The 20,586-nt window shown below is 65.9% G+C and carries 20 protein-coding genes; 11 read left to right on the top strand and 9 right to left on the bottom strand.

Annotated elements, in window-relative coordinates:
* Nucleotides 1–876, bottom strand: a complete 876-nt coding sequence (locus J2R78_RS13975) for a branched-chain amino acid ABC transporter permease (protein ID WP_028336612.1) — start codon at nt 874–876, stop codon at nt 1–3.
* Between the two features lie 295 nt (nt 877–1,171).
* Here J2R78_RS13975 and J2R78_RS13980 point away from each other — a divergent pair, with 295 nt between their 5' ends.
* The gene (locus J2R78_RS13980) at nt 1,172–1,924 is read left to right on the top strand and encodes an ABC transporter ATP-binding protein (protein ID WP_253604987.1); all 753 of its coding nucleotides are present in this window, start codon (nt 1,172–1,174) and stop codon (nt 1,922–1,924) included.
* Entirely contained in the window at nt 1,921–3,438 is a 1,518-nt protein-coding gene (locus J2R78_RS13985) for a permease (protein ID WP_253604988.1), read from the top strand. The genes J2R78_RS13980 and J2R78_RS13985 overlap by 4 nt, the downstream gene beginning before the upstream one ends.
* On the opposite strand, the gene J2R78_RS13990 is transcribed toward J2R78_RS13985, so the two are convergent.
* On the bottom strand, nt 3,422–4,372 hold the full coding sequence (locus tag J2R78_RS13990) for an alpha/beta fold hydrolase (RefSeq protein ID WP_253604989.1): 951 nt from the start codon (nt 4,370–4,372) through the stop codon (nt 3,422–3,424). The genes J2R78_RS13985 and J2R78_RS13990 overlap by 17 nt on opposite strands.
* Before the next feature lie 174 nt (nt 4,373–4,546).
* On the opposite strand from J2R78_RS13990, the gene J2R78_RS13995 reads away from it, so the two are divergent.
* Nucleotides 4,547–5,374 (top strand): MBL fold metallo-hydrolase, encoded by an 828-nt coding sequence (locus tag J2R78_RS13995; protein WP_168858233.1) that lies wholly within the window; start codon nt 4,547–4,549, stop codon nt 5,372–5,374.
* Nucleotides 5,375–5,386: 12 nt separating this feature from the next.
* Here the strand turns inward: J2R78_RS13995 and J2R78_RS14000 are convergent, their stop codons facing one another.
* Entirely contained in the window at nt 5,387–6,010 is a 624-nt protein-coding gene (locus tag J2R78_RS14000; RefSeq protein ID WP_253604991.1) for an ABATE domain-containing protein, read from the bottom strand.
* Between the two features lie 90 nt (nt 6,011–6,100).
* On the opposite strand from J2R78_RS14000, the gene J2R78_RS14005 reads away from it, so the two are divergent.
* The 3 genes from J2R78_RS14005 to J2R78_RS14015 all read left to right on the top strand — a co-directional run bounded on the left by J2R78_RS14005 (nt 6,101) and on the right by J2R78_RS14015 (nt 9,182).
* Complete coding sequence (locus J2R78_RS14005; protein WP_253604993.1) at nt 6,101–7,045, top strand: EamA family transporter; 945 nt, start codon at nt 6,101–6,103, stop codon at nt 7,043–7,045.
* Between the two features lie 143 nt (nt 7,046–7,188).
* Nucleotides 7,189–8,238 carry an amidohydrolase gene (locus J2R78_RS14010; RefSeq protein ID WP_253604995.1) on the top strand — a complete coding sequence of 350 codons (1,050 nt, stop codon included), beginning with the start codon at nt 7,189–7,191 and terminating at the stop codon, nt 8,236–8,238.
* Nucleotides 8,239–8,249: 11 nt separating this feature from the next.
* Nucleotides 8,250–9,182 carry a GNAT family N-acetyltransferase gene (locus J2R78_RS14015; protein ID WP_225645440.1) on the top strand — a complete coding sequence of 311 codons (933 nt, stop codon included), beginning with the start codon at nt 8,250–8,252 and terminating at the stop codon, nt 9,180–9,182.
* Nucleotides 9,183–9,387: 205 nt separating this feature from the next.
* Here the strand turns inward: J2R78_RS14015 and J2R78_RS14020 are convergent, their stop codons facing one another.
* The 3 genes from J2R78_RS14020 to J2R78_RS14030 all read right to left on the bottom strand — a co-directional run bounded on the left by J2R78_RS14020 (nt 9,388) and on the right by J2R78_RS14030 (nt 12,570).
* Nucleotides 9,388–10,644, bottom strand: a complete 1,257-nt coding sequence (locus J2R78_RS14020; protein WP_253604996.1) for an aminopeptidase — start codon at nt 10,642–10,644, stop codon at nt 9,388–9,390.
* Between the two features lie 114 nt (nt 10,645–10,758).
* A complete protein-coding gene (locus J2R78_RS14025) occupies nt 10,759–12,120 on the bottom strand; it encodes an adenylosuccinate lyase family protein (RefSeq protein WP_253604998.1) in 1,362 nt (453 codons plus the stop codon).
* Nucleotides 12,121–12,180: 60 nt separating this feature from the next.
* A complete protein-coding gene (locus tag J2R78_RS14030) occupies nt 12,181–12,570 on the bottom strand; it encodes a carboxymuconolactone decarboxylase family protein (protein ID WP_212054563.1) in 390 nt (129 codons plus the stop codon).
* 135 nt (nt 12,571–12,705) lie between these two features.
* Between J2R78_RS14030 and J2R78_RS14035 the strand changes: the two genes are divergently transcribed.
* The 5 genes from J2R78_RS14035 to J2R78_RS14055 all read left to right on the top strand — a co-directional run bounded on the left by J2R78_RS14035 (nt 12,706) and on the right by J2R78_RS14055 (nt 17,000).
* The gene (locus J2R78_RS14035; RefSeq protein WP_253605000.1) at nt 12,706–13,665 is read left to right on the top strand and encodes a tripartite tricarboxylate transporter substrate binding protein; all 960 of its coding nucleotides are present in this window, start codon (nt 12,706–12,708) and stop codon (nt 13,663–13,665) included.
* A 19-nt stretch (nt 13,666–13,684) separates the two neighbouring features.
* Nucleotides 13,685–14,572: an NAD(P)-dependent oxidoreductase gene (locus J2R78_RS14040; protein WP_253605002.1), complete on the top strand. Its 888-nt coding sequence runs from the start codon at nt 13,685–13,687 to the stop codon at nt 14,570–14,572.
* Nucleotides 14,569–15,549 (top strand): Gfo/Idh/MocA family protein, encoded by a 981-nt coding sequence (locus tag J2R78_RS14045; RefSeq protein WP_253605004.1) that lies wholly within the window; start codon nt 14,569–14,571, stop codon nt 15,547–15,549. Before J2R78_RS14040 ends, J2R78_RS14045 begins: the two co-directional genes overlap by 4 nt.
* A 6-nt stretch (nt 15,550–15,555) precedes the next feature.
* A complete protein-coding gene (locus J2R78_RS14050) occupies nt 15,556–16,311 on the top strand; it encodes a GntR family transcriptional regulator (protein WP_225164541.1) in 756 nt (251 codons plus the stop codon).
* Between the two features lie 512 nt (nt 16,312–16,823).
* Nucleotides 16,824–17,000, top strand: a complete 177-nt coding sequence (locus J2R78_RS14055; RefSeq protein WP_162832420.1) for a hypothetical protein — start codon at nt 16,824–16,826, stop codon at nt 16,998–17,000.
* Nucleotides 17,001–17,285: 285 nt separating this feature from the next.
* Here J2R78_RS14055 and J2R78_RS14060 read toward each other — a convergent pair whose 3' ends face one another.
* From J2R78_RS14060 to J2R78_RS14070, 3 genes are all read right to left on the bottom strand, one after another.
* The gene (locus J2R78_RS14060) at nt 17,286–18,857 is read right to left on the bottom strand and encodes a serine hydrolase (protein ID WP_253605006.1); all 1,572 of its coding nucleotides are present in this window, start codon (nt 18,855–18,857) and stop codon (nt 17,286–17,288) included.
* 105 nt (nt 18,858–18,962) lie between these two features.
* The gene (locus J2R78_RS14065; RefSeq protein WP_253605008.1) at nt 18,963–19,880 is read right to left on the bottom strand and encodes a DMT family transporter; all 918 of its coding nucleotides are present in this window, start codon (nt 19,878–19,880) and stop codon (nt 18,963–18,965) included.
* Nucleotides 19,881–20,078: 198 nt separating this feature from the next.
* Nucleotides 20,079–20,345, bottom strand: coding sequence for a hypothetical protein (locus tag J2R78_RS14070; protein ID WP_141340539.1), 267 nt, complete (start codon nt 20,343–20,345; stop codon nt 20,079–20,081).
* Nucleotides 20,346–20,586: the final 241 nt, after the last annotated feature.

Genomic DNA, 20,586 nt, shown 5'->3' on the forward strand with positions numbered 1-20,586 from the left:
TCAGACCTTCTTGCGGACGTGAAGGCCGAACAGGCCCTCGGGCTTGAGCAGCAGCACCGCGAGCAGCACGATGTAGGGCGCGACGTCCTTCCATCCCTGCGGCAAATAGAAGCCGGCCATGCTCTCGATCACGCCGATCAGGACGCCGCCGACCACGGCGCCCGGGATCGAGCCGAAGCCGCCGAGCACCGCGGCCGGAAACGCCTTCAACCCCAGCACAAGGCCGACATTGGAATGAATGAAGGTGATCGGCGCCAGCAGCACGCCGGCGCAGGTCGCGACCGCCGCCGAGATCGCCCAGACGATCGAGACCACCCGCTTGACCGGAATGCCCATGTAATAGGCAGCCAGCATGTTCTCGGAGCTGGCGCGCATCGCCGTGCCGAGCGTGGTGCGGTTGAAGAACAGATAGAGCAGCGCGCACAGGATGATGGTCGCCGCGATCACCGACAGCTTGTCGTAGGCAAGCACCAGGCTGCCGATCCGAAGGACGCCCTGGCTGAACGGCGTCTCGATCTTGAAGTCGTCGGTGCCCCAGATCATGCCGGAGACCGAGCGCAGGAAATAGCCGAGCCCGATCGTCGCCATGATGATGGAGAACTGTGGATAGCCGAGGATCGGCCGCACGACGAGCCGCTCGGCCAGCATGCCGAACAGCGCCATGCAGATCACCGCGCCGGCGAACCCGACCCAGTAATTCAGCCCGAGCATGCCGATGAAGGTGAAGGCGAAAAAGCCGCCCAGCATCATCAAATCGCCTTGCGCGAAATTGACGACCTCGGTTGCCTTGTAGACCAGCACGAAGCCGAGCGCGATCAGGCCGTAAACGCAGCCGAGCGCGATGCCGCTGACGAGCTGCTGAACAAAGTCCAGCATCGTTCCCTCCCCGATGCCCGGCGATTCTTATCCGATCGCTCGTTGCATCCCGCCTTCACGCCCTTGTGTCTGGAGCGCCGAAAGCCGCCTATGTCCGCCCCGATTGAGCCAAAAGGCCCGATCCCTGTCAACAAACCGCTGTTGTCGCTGTATCATCACATTTGCGGAGATTTGCCGCAGCACGGACTAATACGGATATCACCTTTGATTTGCCCCGTGCGATTCACTGCACCGAAACGGTTTTTGTCCAAGCTTTGCGCAACCGACGAGCGAAATTCCGGATCGCCACCACGCCATGACACCTGAACTGTCCGCACTCGCCGTGCGAGGGTTAACCAAGCGTTTTGATCGCCCGGCGGTCGACGCGCTCGATCTCACGATCCGTATCGGCGAGTTCTATGCGCTGCTCGGACCGAACGGCGCCGGCAAGACCACGACGCTGCGCATGGTGGCGGGGCTATTGCGGCCCGATGCCGGCTCGGTGTCGATCCTCGGCATCGATGCGCTCGCCGATCCGGTCGCCGCCAAGCAGATCATGGCTTGGGTGTCCGACGAGCCGATGATTTACGACAAGCTGACGCCGCTGGAATATCTCGAATTCGTCGCCGGCCTGTGGGGCATCGATCCGCGCACCTCGGAGAGCTCGGCGCGCGATCTCCTGATGTCGCTCGGGCTCGAGCCGCATCTCAACGAGCGCTGCGAAGGCTTCTCCAAGGGCATGCGCCAGAAGGTGGCGCTGGCCGGCGCGCTGGTGCACGATCCCCGCCTGATCATTCTCGACGAACCGCTGACCGGCCTCGACGCGCTGTCGGCGCGCCACGTCAAGGGACTGCTGCAGGAGCGCGTCCGCGCCGGCTGCACCGTGATCATGACGACCCACATTCTCGAAGTCGCCGAGCGGATGGCCGACCGGATCGGCGTGATCGCGGCCGGCAGGCTGATCGCCGAGGGCACGCTGGCCGAGCTGCGCGCGCAGAACGGCCGCAACGACACCACCCTCGAGGACATGTTCATCGCGCTGGTCGATACCGAAGCGGCGGCCGCGTGAGCTCGGTCGCCCACCTCACCTGGTTCGCGCGGCACGAATTCCGCCTGGCGTGGCGCGAATGGCTGGCGATGATGACCGGCGGCCGTCGCCGGCGCAATCGCGCCGTGATCGGCCTTCTGATCTTCGCGGCGATCCTGCATCTGCCGGCTTATGCCGTGGTCAACCGCTATGCCGACCTGCGGTTTCCGCTCGACCCGTCGTCGCTGATCGTGCTGACCGCGACGATCTTCCTGGCCTGGGCGCTGATGCTCTCGCAGGCGATCGAGTCGGTGACGCGCGTGTTTTACGCCCGCGCCGATCTCGATCTGATCATGTCGTCGCCGGCAAAACTCACCAACATCTTCTCGATCCGGATCGCCGCGATCGCGCTGACGGTGAGCAGCATGGCGCTGTTGCTGTCGACGCCGTTCATCGACGTGCTGGTCTATCTCGGCGGCCCGCGGTGGCTCGCCGGCTTCGGCGTCGTCCTTGCGATCGGGCTGTCGGCGGCAGCCGCCGCGATCGCCGTCACCGCGTTCCTGTTCCGCCTGATCGGGCCGAGCCGGACGCGGCTGGTGGCGCAGGTCGTCTCCGCCGTGATCGGCGCCGGCTTCGTCATCGCGCTGCAGGTCGTGGCCGTGCTGTCCTACGGCACGTTGTCGCGCTTTGCCTTCCTGACCTCGGAAACCGCGGCGCGAATTGCCCCCGCCCTCGGCAGCCTGCTGTGGTGGCCGGCGCGGGCATCGCTCGGGGACCTCGAAATCATGATGCTGCTGCTCGCCGCGGCGCTGGTGATGCTCGGCGGCGTGATGGCGATATTCGCACCGCGGTTTGCCGATACGGTCGCCAGCGTCGCCGCCAATCCGGCTGCGGTGACGCGGGGACGCGCCCGCGCGTTCCGGGCGGGCTCGCGGCAGCAGGCGCTGCGGCGCAAGGAATTCTTGCTGCTGCGCCGCGATCCGTGGCTGCTGTCGCAGACCCTGATGCAGATGCTCTATCTGCTGCCGCCGGCGCTGATGCTGTGGCGCAGCTTCTCCGGTACGTCGACCGCGATCGTGCTGATTACGCCCGTCATCGTGATGGCCGCAGGCCAGCTCGCCGGCGGGCTCGCCTGGCTGACCATCTCCGGCGAGGACGCGCCCGATCTGGTGGCGACCGCGCCGCTGCCGCCGTCACGCGTGACCCGCGCCAAGGTCGAGGTGGTCCTGATCGCGATCGCCGCAATCTTCGCCCCGCTGGTGGCCGCGCTGGCGTTTGCCTCGCCAGGGCAGGCCGCGGTCACGGCGATCGCAATCCTCATCGCGACCGCATCCGCCGCCGCGGTCCAGCTCTGGTTCCGCGCGCAGGCCAAGCGCAGCCAGTTCCGCCGGCGCCAAACCTCCTCCCGTATCGCGACCTTCGCGGAAGCCTTCTCCTCGATCGGCTGGGCCGCAACCGCGGCACTGGCCCTGACAATCCCGACGGCCGCGCTGGTCAGCGGCATTCTGACGCTGCTGACGCTTGTCATCGCCTGGAAGATCAGCCCGCGGCGCTAGCCTTCATCACCTCGATCACCGCCGCGGCAAACGCCTCGGGCGCTTCCTGCGGCAGATTGTGGCCGGCATGCGGAATCAGGCGATGGGCAAGGCGGCCGGTGTACTTTGCCGCAGAGCGACTGCCGTCGGTCGCGAACGTCACGCCGTCATCGGCGCCGTCGAGCGAGACGGCGGGGACCCTGATGACAGGCAATGTGTCGAGCCGCCGCTGCAAATCCGCATATTGCGGATCCCCATCGACAACGCCGTAGCGGTGCCGATAACTGTGGATCACCACGTCGACATAATCAGGATTGTCGAACGCGACCGCAGTCCGCTCGAAGCAGGCGTCGTCGAACGCCCAGCCCGGCGACCATTGCGACCACAGGATTTTGGCGATGCCGCGCCGGTTGGCGGCAAGCCCCGCCCGCCCCCGCTCGAGCTGGAAGTAGTACTGATACCAAAGCGGCACCTCGCGATCCGGCGGCGCCGGCACCATTGCATGCGCGATGTCCTGGATCATGTAGCCGTTGGTGCAGACGAGTCCGATGCATCTTTCCGGCCACAGCGCCGCACCGATCGATGCGGCGCGGCCGCCCCAGTCATAGCCGGCGAACACCGCGCGCGCGATGCCGAGCGCGTCCATCAGCGCCACCATGTCGGCACCGACCGCCGCCTGCTCGCCCGAGCGCGGCGTCGCCTTGTCGCGGAACGCCGTCGGTCCGTAGCCGCGCAGATAGGGCACGATGACCCGACAGCCTTGCGCCGCCAGCATGGGCGCGACGTCCACATAGGAATGGATGTCGTAGGGGAAGCCATGCATCAGCAGCACGGCCGGCCCAATGGAGGGGCCCGCTTCGTAATAGGCGATGTTGAGCACACCGGCCTCGACATGGCGCAATGGCTCGAGCCGTTTGGTCGAAGGCGCGCGCTGCGAAGAGACGGTATCAGTCACGCAGAACTCCCTGATCTCGATCGTTTGCGCGGCATCCTAGCGTGTCCCGACGCAATAATCGCCCGGCTCGTGTTGCAGCCCGCGCCATGGAGCGATGCACGGGCCTCATCATGACGGCGCGCCAATTGCGCGCTACTCTTCCGTCCGCGGATGCCGCCGCAGACGGAACAGGTCATGCTGAGATTGCTCGCCGCGCTGGTCTTGCTGGGATCATTGACCGGTCACGCCTTCGCGCAGGACGCCCAGCGCAGCGAATGCCTGGCGATGGCCAATGCGCCGCCGCGCGCCGTCCCCGTGAGCTACCGCCGCGTCGCGGACAAGAACGCGACCAAGTCCGACGAAGTCGCGATCACCTATGCCGGCCATTCGACCTACTATATCGACACGCCCGGCGGCATCCGGATCGCGACCGACTATAACGGCGTCTATCGGACCGGGCGGCTGCCCGACGTCGCGACCATGAACCGGGCCCACGCGACCCATTACACGCTGTTTCCCGACCCCAAGATTCCCCACGTGCTGCATGGCTGGGGCGAGAACGGCCAGGCCGCGCATTACGCGATGCGCATCGGCGACGTCTATATCCGCAACGTCACCACCGACATCCGCCGCTACTGGGGCGAAGACTCCGGCGGCGAGATGATCAAGGACGGCAATTCGATCTTCATCTTCGAGGTCGCCGGCCTCTGCATCGGCCATCTCGGCCACCTCCACGTCAAACTCGACGACAGCCATTTCGCCGCGATCGGCCGGCTCGACATCGTGATGGTGCCGATCGACGGCACCTATACGATGTCGCTCGACGGCATCTCCGAGATCACCAGGCGATTGCGCGCCGCCGTCGTGCTGCCGATGCACCGCTTCGCCACCCCGCTCGACGAGTTCATGCGCCTGATCGGCCAGCAGTTCGAGATCGATCGCCGCGGCGGCGAGCGCACCTTGCGGATTTCGCGCGACACCCTGCCGGCGACGCCGACGGTGATCATCCTCGATGGGGTGTGAGGCTCAACGCACTCATTCCTCCGCCGCCTGGCTGCGCCGGTAGTGCCGCCGCGATTTGGCAAGATTGCCGCAATCGCCCATCGAGCACCACCGCCGGTTCTGGGTACGGCTCTCGTCAACGAACAACCAACCGCAACCCCGCTCATCCTGGCACTGCTTCACCCTCAGCGCACGGGGCCCGGTCAGAAGGCTCACCGCCGACCATGCGATCGGCTTGAGCAGCGTCTCGGGCGCAACTTTCCCGGCTGTCGGCAGCCACCGCAGGGTGTCGCCGACAGGTCCGAGCGCAACACCGCCCAACGCGGCTTCGAGGTATCGGTTGATATCGGCCAGCGCCGTCGGATCGATCCGGCCGCCTCCGATGCGGCCGATAAAGATCCTGTAGAGCGCCTCGCGCAGACCATGCGCCGCATTCAGAAAGGCATCGGCCTCGTGCGGTGAGGCTTTCCATCGCGCCCTGAGTTGCGCGGCGATCCGGCGATCCGCCAGTTCGGCATCGACCAGCCATTTCAGGATGGAATCCGAGGTCGCGATCCGATCCTCAACCAGGTCGCGGAGACGCCATGCGACGGTATTGACGAACTTGATGCTGAGCTCTTCCCGGGACGACGCCTCAGCCGAAGGAACGCGCGGCATGGTCCAGCAACTCCTCCGGAACGCATAACCCCTTAATGGGTTGGATTTGATAACCCATTAAGGGGTTAGAATCTAGCTCGGGAGCCTCGTATGTCCAAGCGCCTTTTGATTGTCGGCGCGTTCGCCGCCATCTATCTGCTTTGGGGTTCCACCTACTTCGCGATCGCGCTCGGCTTGAAGTCGATCCCGCCGTTCCTGCTGATGGGCCTTCGCTCGCTCGGCGGCGGCCTGATCCTGATCGCGCTGAACGGGGCGGACGTCACGCGTGTTTCGCGGTGGAACTGGCTGACCGCAGCACTTTGCGGCGTGCTGTTCTTCGTCGGCTGCCATGGTGTTCTCGCTTATGCCCAGCAATCGGTTCCGTCCGGCATCGCCGCGATCATGCTGGCTACGATCCCGTTCTGGGTGTTGCTCATCGATTTCCTGTATCCGCAAACCCGGCGTCCCGCGACCATGACGCTCGCCGCATTGCTGCCCGGCCTTGCTGGTGTTGCAATCGTGGGCTGGCAATCGGCCGAACAGGGCCATTTCAGTATCCTTCCCATTCTGCTGCTGCTCGCTGCGGCGTTCTCCTGGGCGGTGGGCACGGTGCTGTCGCGCCGGACTTCGGATCATGGTTCGCCAACATTGTCGTCAGGCATGCAACTGTCGATCGGCGGCGCGGTCCTGTTTGCAATCAGTCTTGCGTCCGGTGAACTGGAAGGCTTCTCGCCGCGCGGCGTTTCGGCGCCCTCGCTCGCGGCCGTGATCTATCTCGCCATCGCCGGCAGCGTCATCGGCTTCACGGCATTTCGCTGGCTGCTAGACAATGTGTCGACGTTCATGGTCTCGACCTACATCTTCGTCAACCCGATCATCGCCGTGCTGCTCGGCACGCTGATTCTGGGCGAGCCGTTTTCCGTCACGATGTTGTTTGGAGCGCTTCTTGTCATCGCCTCGGTCATCATCACCTGGCGCGCCGAGCAGGCATCGCCGGCGTCGGCCAGGCAAGCTCAGTCGATGACATGGTCGCGACCGGCAATACGGTCGGGTTGACCGGCACGCGCAGACGTACGCATGCCTCCTCAGGCAGAGGTCAGGCAGAGGCCCGGGTTTGACGCGCTCGTGCGGCTCGTTATCCTCCCCAAAGCCGACATGGTATCGGCGGCCGACAAGAGCAAGAACAGGGAGCATCATCGATGGCCAGCACTCTGCCCGCCTCCGCCAGCGGGCTCTATGCCAATCCGCGTGAAGACTGGCTCGCCCAATACACCGAGGAGATCATCGACCCGGCCCGGCCGATCGTCGATCCGCATCACCATCTCTGGGATCGCGGGGGCTTGCGCTATCTGATCGAGGAGATGCGCGACGACATCGCGTCCGGCCACAACATCGTGGCGACCGTCTATGTCGATTGCCGGTCGATGTACCGCGGCGACGGCCCGGAGGCGTTCCGTCCGGTCGGCGAGGTCGAGTTTGCCAACGGCGTCGCGGCGATGGCGGCGAGCGGCGGCTACGGCAAGGCGGCGATCTGCGCCGGCATCGTCAGCCACGTTAACCTTCTGATCGGCGATCAGGCCAAGGCGGTGCTGGAGGCGGAGATTGCCGCCGGCAACGGCCGGTTCCGCGGCATCCGCCACTCCTCGGCCTGGGATGAAGACCCCAACGTCGCCCACATGTACGCGAACCGACCGAAGGGCATTCTGCTGGACTCCACCTTTCGTAGGGGGTTCGCCTGCCTGGCACCGCTCGGCCTCAGCTTCGATGCCTGGTTGTTCCACCCGCAGATCAGCGAGCTGACCGACCTCGCCCGCGCCTTTCCCGATACCAGGATCGTGCTCGACCATTGCGGCGGCCCGGTCGGCACCGGCCGCTTCGCCGGCAAGCGCGCGGAGACCTTTCCGGTCTGGAAGGCGTCGATCCAGGAGATCGCCAGATGCCCGAACGTCGTGGTCAAGCTCGGCGGGCTGGCGATGTGCCTGCTCGGCTACGACTTCCACCTCCGCCCCAGGCCGCCCTCGTCGGAGGAACTTGCCGCCGCCTGGCGGCCTTATGTCGAGACCTGCATCGAGGCGTTCGGTCCGGACCGTTGCATGTTCGAGAGCAACTTCCCACCTGATAAGGGGCAATGCAGCTACCAGGTCATCTTCAACACCTTTAAACGGCTTGCATCACAATATAGCGAAGCCGAAAAGACGGCGTTGTTCTTGAAGACGGCAAAGGATGTCTATCGGCTCGATATCGGGTAAACTCTCGACTCATGGATGACGGCATCACCATCCGGCCGCTTCGAGAGGCTGATGCGGAAGCGGTGGTCGAACTTTACGCAAAGGCAGCCGCGGTGGAACCGCGGCTAGGCCCTGTCACGCTGCCGCAATGGGACCAGTTCCTGAAGCTGCCGCAGAACCGCGGCGGGCGCGGCTTTCGTGTTGCCGAGCGCGATGGCGCACTCGTCGGCCTCGCCGAGTCCTCGTTGCGCGACCAGGGCGCGCATCACACCCGATTCCTCAAGATCGTCGTGGCGCCCGAGATGCGCCGCCGCCGGATTGGCCTCGCGCTGTTCGACGAGGTGCTTGCGATCGACGCCGATGCCGATCTCACCGTGCAGACGCTGGTGAGCAGCGACTGGCCGGCCGGAATGGCCTTCGTCGCGGCCTTCGGCTTCGTTCATGTCGAGTCCGAGATCGGGATGAAGTGCGTCGAGCCGCTGCAGCCGGCGCGCACGCTCGCGGCCGCGCGCGCCACCATCGAGCAGGTCAGCGACGTCAGCGCCTGCGCGGGCGAGGTCGCGCGCATCCACAATGCCGCCTATGCCTCGGACGCCGCCTTCCGCCTGTACTCGCCGGAGGAGATGGCGCAGGTCCTGACCGAAAGCGAAGTCTGGATCGCGTCTGAGGATGGACAGATGTCGGGCTTCTGCCTGACCGAGCCGGAACGGAACTCGATGTGGATCGAGTCGGTCGCCGTCGATCCGGTGCGGCAGGGACGCGGGCTCGGCCAGCTGCTGGTGTATCGCGTGCTGGCCGCACACGACGTCTCGATCGAACACCCGTGCTGGCTCAACGTCTCGAGCCGCAACGCTCCCGCGCTGAAGATCTATCGCCGGCTCGGCTTCCGGCCGCAGCACGAGACCTGCCGCTTCAGCGCGCCACGCGGCGACCTGCTCGCCGCGCGGGGGCGGAGGTTTCAGTAGAGCGCGATGACATTGGGTCGGTAGCGACGGCGACGGGATTGCGCTCCCTCGCCCCGTTCTTACGGGGAGAGGGTTGGGGTGAGGGGCCTCTCCACATATTCGGTGACAGCTGCATTCGCGGAGGCGCCCCCTCACCCGGATCGCATCTGAAGATGCGATCCGACCTCTCCCCGCACGCGGGGCGAGGTGAAGAGCGTCGGCCCCCTTACGCCCACTCGCCCTTGCGGAACACCGGCACGCTGCGACCGTCGGCATGGATGCCGTCGATGTCGGTGTCGGCGGAGCCGATCATCCAGTCGATATGGATCAGGCTCTTGTTGCCGCCCTGCTCGGCGATCTGCTGCGGCGTCAGCTTGTCGCCATTAACGAAGCATTTCGAGTAGCACTGGCCGAGCGCGATGTGCGAGGCGGCGTTCTCGTCGAAGAGCGTGTTGAAGAACAGCAGCCCGCTCTTCGAGATCGGTGAGGAATGCGGCACCAGCGCGACCTCGCCGAGGCGGCGCGCGCCCTCGTCGGTGTCGAGCACCTTCTTCAGCACTTCCTCGCCGCGCGAGGCCTTGGCCTCGACGATGCGGCCTTCCTCGAACTTGACCGAGATATTGTCGATCAGCGTGCCCTGATAGGACAGCGGCTTGGAGCTGACGACGTGGCCGCTGACGCGGCGGCAGTGCGGGGTGGTGAAGACTTCCTCGGTCGGGATGTTGGCATTGCAGACGATGCCGTTCTTGGCAGTCGACGCACCGCCCTCCCATTCATGACCGTCGGCGAGGCCGATCGTGAGGTCCATGCCGGGTCCGGAATATATCAGCGCGTGGAAGCGCTGGCCGTTCAGCCATTCGGTGCGCTCGCGGAGCTTCGCATTGTGCTGTGCCCAGGCGGCGACGGCGCCATCCTGATCGACCCGGGACGCGGAGAAGATCGCATCGGCAAGCTTGGCCACCGCGACGTCCTCGGCATCGTCGGGGAACACCTGCTTGGCCCAGGACGTGCTCGGATAGGCGATGATGTTCCAGTTGGTGTCGAAATTGACGATCTTCTCCAGTGCCGGCTGGTAGGCGATCGAATTGGCCTTGCTGGCGCGCGCCACCTTGACCGGGTCTTCGCCCGACAGCAGCATCGGATTGTCGCCGACGATCGCAAGCCGCGCGGTGTTGGCGCCGAACGCCTTCGCCATGCCCTCATAGAGCCAGCTTGCGGCGCGATCGAAACTCGCATCGTTGGCGTAGCGGTAGCGCGCCAGCGTGAGCTCCTCGTCCGAGAAGAATGGCGTCACGAGACCCGCACCGGCCTTGTAGGCATGCTCCACCACCCGCCGCACCAGCGGCATCGCTCCGGCGGGCGCCGTGAGCAGCAGATCCTGCCCCGGCTGCAGCTGCAGGCCGACCTTGATCGCGACTTCGGCGAGCCGGTCGAGCTTCACGGGATCGATCGATGCGGAAAGGTTGCGTTGATGTGCGGTCATGAAGCGCCGTGTCGTTTGAGGAACCCTCGGGATTCGTAGTCCAATTCGATCCGCATCCGCAAGGTTCCTGCCCGCCGCGCCCGATCACGCGACGGCGAGCAATTGCCTCGAATTTTACCGCTTCACCGAGGCCAGCACCCGGTCGACCATCTGCGGCGCCAGGCCGAGATAGTTTTTCGGCGCGGTGAGGCGGTCGATCGTCGCCCGATCGATCCGGCTGGCGACGCGATCATCCGCCGCCAGCGCCTCGGCCAGCGTCAGGCCCTTGTCGTTGGCGCGGCGGCAGGCGTCATAGACCACGTCATGCGCCTCCTGTCGGCCGATCGAAGGCGCAAGGCCCATCATCACGGCTTCGGCCACGATCAGCCCGCAGCTGATGTCGAGATTGTCGGCCATCCGCTGCTCGTCGACGATCAGACCGCCAAGCGCGAACCTCGCCTGGTGCAGCGCGCCCGCGGTCAGCACGAAGCTTTCCGGGATCGCCATCCATTCGGCGTGCCATGGACCGGTGGCGCGCTCGAAATCCTGCACCATCGCATCCAGCATCAGGCCGGCATGCTGGCGCACCGCCTTGGCGGCGGCGAGCATCAGCTCCGACGAGATCGGGTTGCGCTTCTGCGGCATGGTCGAGGACGCGCCGCGCCCTTTGACGAACGGCTCGTAGACCTCGGCGAACTCGGTCGACGCCATGATCATGATGTCGAGCGCGATCTTGCCGAGCGTTCCCGTGACCAGCGCGAGGAAATTCACCGCTTCCGCCAAGCCGTCGCGCGCGACATGCCAGGTCGAGACGGGCACGCCGAACCCGAGTTCCTCGCACAGCGCCTGCTGGACCTCGAAACCCTTGTCGCCGAGCGAGGCCAGCGTGCCGGCGGCGCCGGCGAACTGGCCGACCAGCACGCGCGGCTTCAGCTCCGCAAGCCGCGCGGCGTGGCGATCGAACGCGGCGAGCCAGATCGCGGTCTTGTAGCCGAACGTCACCGGCAGCGCCTGCTGCAGATGGGTGCGGCCGGCCATCGGCGTGTCGCGGTATTTTTTCGAGAGATCGGCGAGGATGCCGCGCAGCGCAGCGATGTCGTCCTCGATGATCTTCAATCCGTCGCGCAGTTGCAGCACCACGGCGGTGTCCATGACGTCCTGCGTGGTCGCGCCCCAATGGACGTAGCGGCCGGCCTCGCCGCACTGCTTGGCCATCTGATGCACCAGCGGCAGGATCGGGTAGCCGACGACGTCGGTCTCCTGCCGCAGCAGATCGAAATCGAGCGCGGCAACATCGGTACGTTTTGCGATCTCCGCGGCGGCTTCAGCGGGAATCACACCGCAGCGCGCTTCGGCCTTCGCCAGCGCGACCTCGACCTCGGCATAGCGCTCGATCAGCCGCAGGTCGGAAAACACCTCGCGCATCTCGCGCGTGCCGAAGGCATCGCGAAACAATACGGAATCGAGCACGGTGGTCGAGGTCGGGAAGGCGGACATGGGCAAATCCTGTTGCCGGTCGCAGACGGCAACGTCCCTATCACGGCAAGGGCCCGTGCCCTACCCCTCCGGCGGCGCCTCGCCGAACACCTCGGCTGCGATCTTGCTGGTCTCGATCGCGGCCGGAATGCCGCAATACATCGCGACCAGCAGCAGCACGTCCTGCACCTGCGCGGCGGTGCAGCCATTGGCCAGCGCGCCCTTGGCATGCACGCGGAACTCGGCCGGCTTGCTGCTCGCCGCGGTGATGCCGAGCATCACGAGGCTGCGGATCTGGTCGGACAGCCCGCTGCGCTCCCAGACGTCGCCGTAGACATAGGCATTGATGATGTCCTGCAGCGGCGTGCCGAAATCGCCCGCAGCGGCCATCCGCTTGGCGACATCGCCCTCGCCGAACATCTTCTGGCGCCGGCGCAGTCCGCGCGCATGGAGATCGCTGATGTCCACCATCGTCGTCTGGCTCCCCTGAATGGGCTATTTATACGGATAAATATGACGCACCTCAACATTCCAGCAGGCCTGGCGCTTGCCTTTCTAAGGTATTTGTCCGTATAAATTTGCAAAAGCAGACACGAGGGGACCGGGATGAAGTTACGGCTGGGGCTGCTCGTCGTCCTGCTTGCGACGCTTTCCATCCTGCCGGCTTTCGCCGCGGACGATTTCCCGCAACGGCCGCTCAAGATCATCGTGCCATTCCCGGCCGGCGCCGGTCCCGACAATGTCGCGCGGCTGGTCGGCCAGCATCTGCAGGACGCGTTCGGCCAGACCGTGCTGATCGAGAACCGCGCCGGCGCGCTCGGCAGCATCGGCGCCCAGGAGGTCGCCCGCAGCGCGCCCGACGGCTACACGCTGTTGATGGGCACCAACACCACCCATGCCAGCAACGTCGCGACGCTGAAGAGCCTGCCCTACGACCCGGTGAAGGATTTCGCACCTGTCATCCGCACCACCACCACGGCGATGGTGCTGCTGGTCAATCCCAAGCTCGCGGCCAGGGACCTGCCGCAGTTCCTCAGCTACGCCAAGGCCAATCCCAACCTGACCGCGGGCTACGGTTCCGGCGCATCGCAGATCTCGATCGCCCAGCTGCAATCGCGCGGCGGCCTGTCGCTGGTCGCGGCGTCGTATCGCGGCGTCCCGCAGGCGATGACCGACGTGATGGCGGGGGTGATCGATCTCACCTTCGGCGACTTCTCGGTCGCGATCCCGCAGATGCAGGGCGGCACCTTGCGCGGCATCGCCGTGACGTCGGCGACCCGCAACGAGCTGACGCCCGGCCTGCCCGCGCTCGCGGAAGCGATGCCGGGCTTCGAGGCCACGATCTGGTACGGCCTGTTCGCGCCCGCCGGCACGCCGGAACCCGTGGTCAGCAAACTCTACGCCGAGTGTGCGAAGTACCTCGCGATGCCGGAGACGAGGAAGAAGCTCGCCGATGTCGGCGTGATGGTGGCGCCGCTCGCGCCCGCCGAGTTCGGTGCCTTCGTCAGGAGCGAGGTCGTGCGCTGGTCGGCGGAGGTCAAGGCGGCCGGCATCCAGCCGCAATAAAGCGAGGCGGCGTCGCATCATGGCTCGCGAGACACCCGTTGGCATGATTGGCCTGGGGCTGATGGGATCGGCGCTCTCCGCGCGGCTGATCGACGCCGGCATCGGGGTGATCGGCTTCGACATCGACGCCGCGAAGACAGATGGCCTGCGAGCCAGCGGCGCCGAGTTCGCGGCTTTTGCCGCCGACGTGGCAGCGCGCTGCCGGACCATCGTCATCGCGGTGGATGACGCGGCCCAGGTCAAGGGATTGCTGCCGGAGCTCGCCAACGCGACGGCGCCGCCGCGCATCATCTGCACCACCACCTGCGCGCCGGGCGAGATCGCGGCAATCGCCGAATTCGCCTCCCGCTCGCGCCTCGCCTTCATCGAAGCGCCGATCTCGGGGACCAGCGCCGAGGTCCGTGCGGGCACGGCTACCGCGCTGGTCGCCGGCGATGCCGACATCATCGACGCCGCCGCGGCGACGCTCGATATCCTCTGCCCGCAGCGGATCAATGTCGGCGCGATCGGCAATGCCAGCCGCACCAAGCTCGCCATCAACCTGATCCTGCAGAACAACCGCGCCGCGCTGGCCGAGGGCATCGCCTTTGCCGAAAGCCTCGGCCTCGACGGCGCGGCGTTCCTTGCGACCGCGCGGCAATCGGCGGCATATTCCAAGGTGATGGACAGCAAGGGGCCGAAGATGCTGGCGCGGGATTTCTCGCCGCAATCGCATATCGCGCAGACCTTGAAGGATGCCGAGCTGATCCTGCAGGAGGCCGGTCGGCACGGCCTGCCCTTGCCGCTGACCTCGGTGCAGGCCGAACTGCTGCGCGCGGCGATCGCGCTTCAAGGGCCAGACAACGACAGCGCCGCGGTCATCGAGGCGATCCGGGCCGGCCGCGGCCACGGTGAGGGACAGTCATGATCAACTGTGCGATCGCGGGCCTCGGTCGATGGGGCCGCGCACTGGTCCGGGCCGCGCGCAACGAGCCGCGGCTCAGGATCGTCCGCGCGGTGGAACCCGACGCCAACGGCGCCGCCAGCTTTTGCGAGGCGCACGGCCTCTCCATCGCGGCGAGCCTGGACGATGTCCTCGCCGACCCTCGCATCGATGCCGTGCTGCTGGCGACGCCGCATTCGCTGCACAAGGGCCAGGTGATCGCGGCAGCCGGCGCCGGTAAGCAGGTGTTTTGCGAGAAGCCGCTGGCGCTTCGGCGCGCCGATGCCGCGGAGATGTTCGCGGCGTGCCGCAGCGCCGGCGTGGTGCTCGCGGTCGGGCATAACCGCCGGTTCTGGCCGTCGATGCAGGCGCTGCGCGCGATCACAGCCAGTGGCGAGCTCGGCACCATCCTGCATGTCGAGGGTCACAACAGCAACGAGAACTCGCAGAGCATCACGCAGGGCTGGCGGCTGTCGCCCGAGGAATCGCCGGGCGGCGGCCTGACCGGCGCGGGGCTGCATGTGCTCGACGGCTTCGTCAGCCTGCTTGGTCCCGCGCGCCAGGTCTATGCCCGGTTGAGTGCGCGCGAGGCCGGACCGCCGCCGCTCGACACTGCAACCTTGGCGATTGAATTTGTGAATGGCGTGAGCGCAACCCTTGCGACAATTCGCGCAACACCGTTCTATTGGCGCGTGCATGTGTTCGGAACGAAGGGATCCGCCGAGGTGCTCGACGAACAGACGATGGTGCTGCGGAAATCCGGCGAGGCGCCTGCGACGACGCGCTATCCGGCAATCGACACCCTCACCGCGGAACTATCGGCCTTTGCCGACGCCGTCGAAGGCAAGCAGCCGTTCCCGGTGCTCGAGGCAGACGTGCTGGCGACGCTCGCCGCGTTCGAGGCCGCGCTGCAGTCGATGCAATCGGCACATCCGGTCGTCTGCCATACGGCATACCAGTGATCCGCCATGTCTGAACAACCGGACCGAGCGCGATCGTCCCGCTACCGCGACATCGCCACCGGACTGCAGAAGGACATCCGGCTCGGCACCTACGCGGTCGGCAATCTGCTGCCGACCGAGACCGAGCTGATGGCGAGCTACCAGGCCAGCCGGCAGACCGTGCGCGAGGCGCTGCGCATCCTGATCGACCAGGGCCTGATCGTGCGCCGCGCCGGCCTCGGCTCGGTGGTGATCGCATCCGAGCCGCCGGTGCTGTTCACCCACAGCGTCAAGTCGCTCGGCGAGTGGCTGCGCTATTCCAACGAAACCTACCGCGACGTCGTTGCCAGCAGCGACATCGTCGCCGACCGCAAGCTGGCCGGGCTCTTGAAATGCGAGCCCGGCAAGAGCTGGTTCCTGATCGAGGCGGTGCGCCGCTCCGACCAGTTCGCAGCCCCGCTCGGCTGGGCCGAGATCTACGTGCTGCGCCGGTTCGCCGATGTCGTGACCCGGCCCGACCACGGTCGCACCCCGGTGCATGAGCAGATCGCCAGGATGTACGGCCAGGTCACCGAGCGCGCGCAGATGGAAATCTTCGTGCGGGGCATGCCGGCGCCGATCGCCAGGGCGCTCGGCGTCAAGACCGGCTCGCCGGCGCTCACCGTGGTACGCCGCTACTACGGCCAGCGCGAGGAACTGTTCGAAGTCACCATCACCACGCACCCCGAGGGGCGCTACACCTACACGATGGATATGCAGCGCTCGCTGCGGCCGAAGCTCTAGCGCACCCGGGCCAGATGGGTGCTGGCAGAGGTGTGTGCCGTCTGCGGGGTGCCGCTCACGCCCCAGATCGCGACCGCAATCAGCGCGGCCGCCCAGACATATGGCACAGCATTCAACTTCTTCATTTCCGGGATCATCCCCAACGTCTCAGCAGGACCGACTGACCTTGCGACCCAGGTTGTGAATCTCACCACCGCGGTCCTCAGCGTCTCACCAGGCAGCCGTCCTTCACAACGCTACTAAGGTTAGACCTTGTCGGTTTCAGGACGCCTTCGTGCGAATCCGGAAATGATTTCGTCGGAACCGGGCTCTCTTATCCGAATTGATGAGACGGCGGGCCGAAGGGGTCCGGCTCCATTCGAGGCAACACTTAAGAGAATTTTCTGCCCAAATTTGAATCAGACGCACAGCAAACCTTCCAAAGATGCACCCACTGAATTCTTTTTGATTGTCGCCCCGACTCCCGCCGTGCGATCAGGGCCTGTGACACTGTGATGACAAGGGCTTCTCCCGTGACTGCCGAACCGGCCAAACCGCAAGGCGACTCCCGTCGCCGCTCCAAGGAAACCCAGGACGAGGTGGCGCGGTCGCTGGAACGGGAATTGAAGCTGCTGACGGAAGAGCGCCAGGAGCGCGCGCTCCGGTTCGGCCTCGACATTGCGGGCAAGACGCCGAAGGTGGACCAATAAGGTCGCCGCCGCGCTGAGAGCCTCGGGCGCATAGTTTCCTTAGCATTGTCGATTCGCGCGGCCGTCTGCCATGGCGGTGTGCGTGTTGGCGTGCGCCGGTCGTGATTTCCTGCGATCATGCCGCCAAGATCGCTGCGCGGGCACGACGCCTTCTGCACTACTGCAACGACCAGTCCCAGCTACAACGTCCGCCGCGGCGTATGGGTCCCGGCCTTCGCCGGGACGACGCGAAGGAAGCCGAGCTTCACGTGCCCGAAATGGACAGGGACGCGGCCCGCGCTCGAGCTATTGCGCGCCCGGCGCTTCAGCGTCGGCCTTAACGTCGCGGCCGAAGCGATCCTTGCCGCTGAGCCGGGCCTTGCCGCCATCGAATGACAGCAGCCATCGGCGGTCGGTATCGCCGCCGACCAGACGCAGGTCGATCGCGAATGTCTGGTTGTCCTGCCACGTCCCCTTCAGTGCCATCACGCCGAGCGCCATTGGCTGACCGAGACGGTAGGCACCGTCGAGCCCGATCGGTCCTGCCACTGTCGTCACCGGCCTCGCCGAATCCGGCGTCGCCGTTTCGAGTTCGTAGTGCGCGGGCTGATCCGTCAGATGCAGCGTCAGTGCCCGCAAATTGAAGCCATTGGCCGGGAAGCGCCAGGTCTTGCCGGAGATGGCGGCGGCCGTCTCGGGCACGGCACCAACCGTCGACAGCTTCTCGGTTGCGATATCGCGCAACGCGCCCGCGAGCTGATTGCCGCCGACGGAGTTCACCGGCAGCGCCGTGTCGGATTTGACCGCGCCGGAAATCCCGTCGGCCATCCTGCCGAACGAGCAATAGTCGCGCGCGGTCACGACCGTGACGATGTCGAGCGCGGGAAACAGCATGACGAGCTGGCAGCGGTCGCCGACCGCCATGACAACCTGCCGCTGCGGCATCACCCAGAAGAAATTGGCGTAGCGCAACGATGAGTCGAACGAGGCGTGCATCTCCGTCGTCGCATGCCTGATGCGATCGACCCAGCCGGTCGGCAGCAAGCGCTGCCCGTCCCATTCACCGTCATGCAGATAGAGCAGGCCGATCCTGGCGGCGTCGCGCGGCGCGAGCTGAAGTCCGCCGCCGCCCTGCGTCAGTCCGGGACCGATGCTGTTCCAGTACGGCGCGGCTATCCCGAGCGGGCGAAACAGTTTGGTCACCGCGTAGTCCCGCGCGCTCATGCCGGTGAGCTTGTTGATTATGGCGGCCAACAGCTGCGCATTGCCGGTGTTGTAGTAGAACGCCTCGCCCGGCGCCTTCGCCATCGGGCGATCGAGGATGAACTGGATCGCATCAGGGCTGCGCTCCCACTCGATCAGCGAGTCCGGTCGGCCACCCTCAACGCCTTCGGTCCAGGCCATTCCCGAGGTCATGTCCAGCATGGTCTGGACCGTGATCGCCCGCTTGCGGTCGTCGAGATTGGCGATGGTGCGATCGCCGAAGAAATCCACCATGCGATGGTCGAGGCTGTCGAGCACGCCATCCCTGAGCAGCATCGCGACCAGCGTTCCGGTCACCGCCTTGGTGACGGAATTGAACAGATGCGGGATCTCCGGCGTGTAGGGCGCATAGTAGGCGTCGAGCACGATCCGGCCGTGCCGCGCGATCAGGAGGCTATCGAGACTGTGGGCCGCGCCGTCATTGACGAGCCGCGCCAGCGCGGCGGAATCCATCCCCTGCTCTTCCGGCGTCGAGGTCTGCCACTGCCAGGTCTGCCACTGCGAGGTCTGCGGTACCGGCTCGGCGGCGCCTTGCGCCTGGGCTGCGCCCGACAAAGCCGAAGCTGCAAGCACGAGCCCTGCAAGCATCGGCAGCGCCAAACGTTGAACTTGCATCGGCGTCTCATTGCGACACGGCGGAGAGCCGCACCATCCGCGATCCCTCGCTTGCTTGTCAATCGTCGCCGCGACCGCGCGCCATCAGGACGTCGGCAAAGCCGTCTAGCGCTGCCGCTGCGCGAGATAGAATCCGGCCAACACGGCGGCCAATCCGGCCGCCTGCAGCGTGGTCGGTGGCTCGCCGATCAGGAGCCATCCCAACAGCAGGGTCAGCACCGGCACGGTCGCAGGAAATACGGCTGCGCGGGCAACGCCGAGGCGCTGGATCGACACCGCGAACAGATACATCGCCGCGGGCCCGGCCAGGATGCCCTGGGCGATGGCCTGCAGCGCGTTTTCATGCAGGCCGATGGCCGCATCGCGAGCGAGCCCACCCGAGGCGGCGTACAGCGGAAACAGCGAGAGCGACAGCACGCTGATGACGCTGGCCACGGAGAACGCCGAGACACGCCAATAGCGCACCAGCGTGGCGAAGCCTGCGAACATCAAGCCGGTCGCAACGAAGATCAAATCGCCGATCACGGCGCTCGGCCCCATATGGCCGATCGACTCGCTGCCGATCACGGCAAGGCCGACGACGATGACGACAGCGCCGGCTGCCCGCGAGAGCGAGACCGCTTCCTTCAGCAAGACGACCGCGAGAAACAATCCACCCAGCGTCGCGCAGGACGGCTGGATCACGCTGCCATGCCCCAGCGGCACGAACATGAAGCCGGCATAGCTGATCAGCGACATCACCGGCCCGCCCAGCAGCATCAGCGCCATGCCGCGGCCCCAGCCGATGCCGCAGAGATCGCGGAGGCCGGCGCGCACAACGAGCGGCAGGAAGACGATGCCCGACCACAGGAAGCGATGCATCAGCAGGTCGACCGGTGTGAAACCGACCTTCAGGCCGTGTCGGGTCGCCACGAAGCCGAGCGCCCAGCACAGCGCCGCACCGAGGCCGCATGCGACCCCGAGCAGGATGGCTTTCGTATCTGGAAGAGCTGCAGCCTTGGCGATGGCCGGACGTTCGTTCATCGCGAACGACTACGTTAGTGCCGGAAGCGGATCAACCCATCGATACGCACGGCTGGTTGGCGCAAGCCTACCAGGGTCCGCTTGGATCAAGCTTTGACGTCATTCCGCGCTGCCGCGAAGTCCGCTTGCTGCAAAGGGCGAGCTCGAGGGCCGGTTCACCCTAAGGGAAGCTGGCCTTTCACAGACAAGACGTGGGACTTACTTCCGCGGTTCAACCACGGTTTTTGTCGATCCGTCCGGCGCTCCCTGCATTCCCGGCGGGCTTTGACCTTGCGGGCTTTCCGGCGGCGCACCACCTGATTTTGTTTCAAGTGGCCCGGTCCAACCTTGTGGCTGCAATTGACCTTTTTCTTCCGGTGCCGAGCGCCCGGTTGCCGTGTTCACGTCCTTGTTGGGATCGGCCTGGGCTAGCGCGAATCCACACGACAACGCCCAGCCAATCGTCGTCATCAGAATGATCCTCATTCCGACCTCCCTTGGCTAATCGTACCAAACAGGCTGGACCGGCTTCGGTTCCGTTTGCCGAAGGAGGCGACCAAAATCGGCGTCAAACGATACCCGCTATGGGTCCAGCAGCGGACGTTCGGATGTGGAGCATCAATCTTAAGCCGCGGGCGAACCGCTGCGTTGAGGAAACAGCCGAGGTGCGCCCTCAGGAAGTAACCCGTAAGCCTGGAGCACGCCGTAGACGAGCGCTGCTAGAATG

Source organism: Bradyrhizobium sp. USDA 4538, assembly GCF_024171045.1.
Classification (GTDB): domain Bacteria; phylum Pseudomonadota; class Alphaproteobacteria; order Rhizobiales; family Xanthobacteraceae; genus Bradyrhizobium; species Bradyrhizobium australafricanum.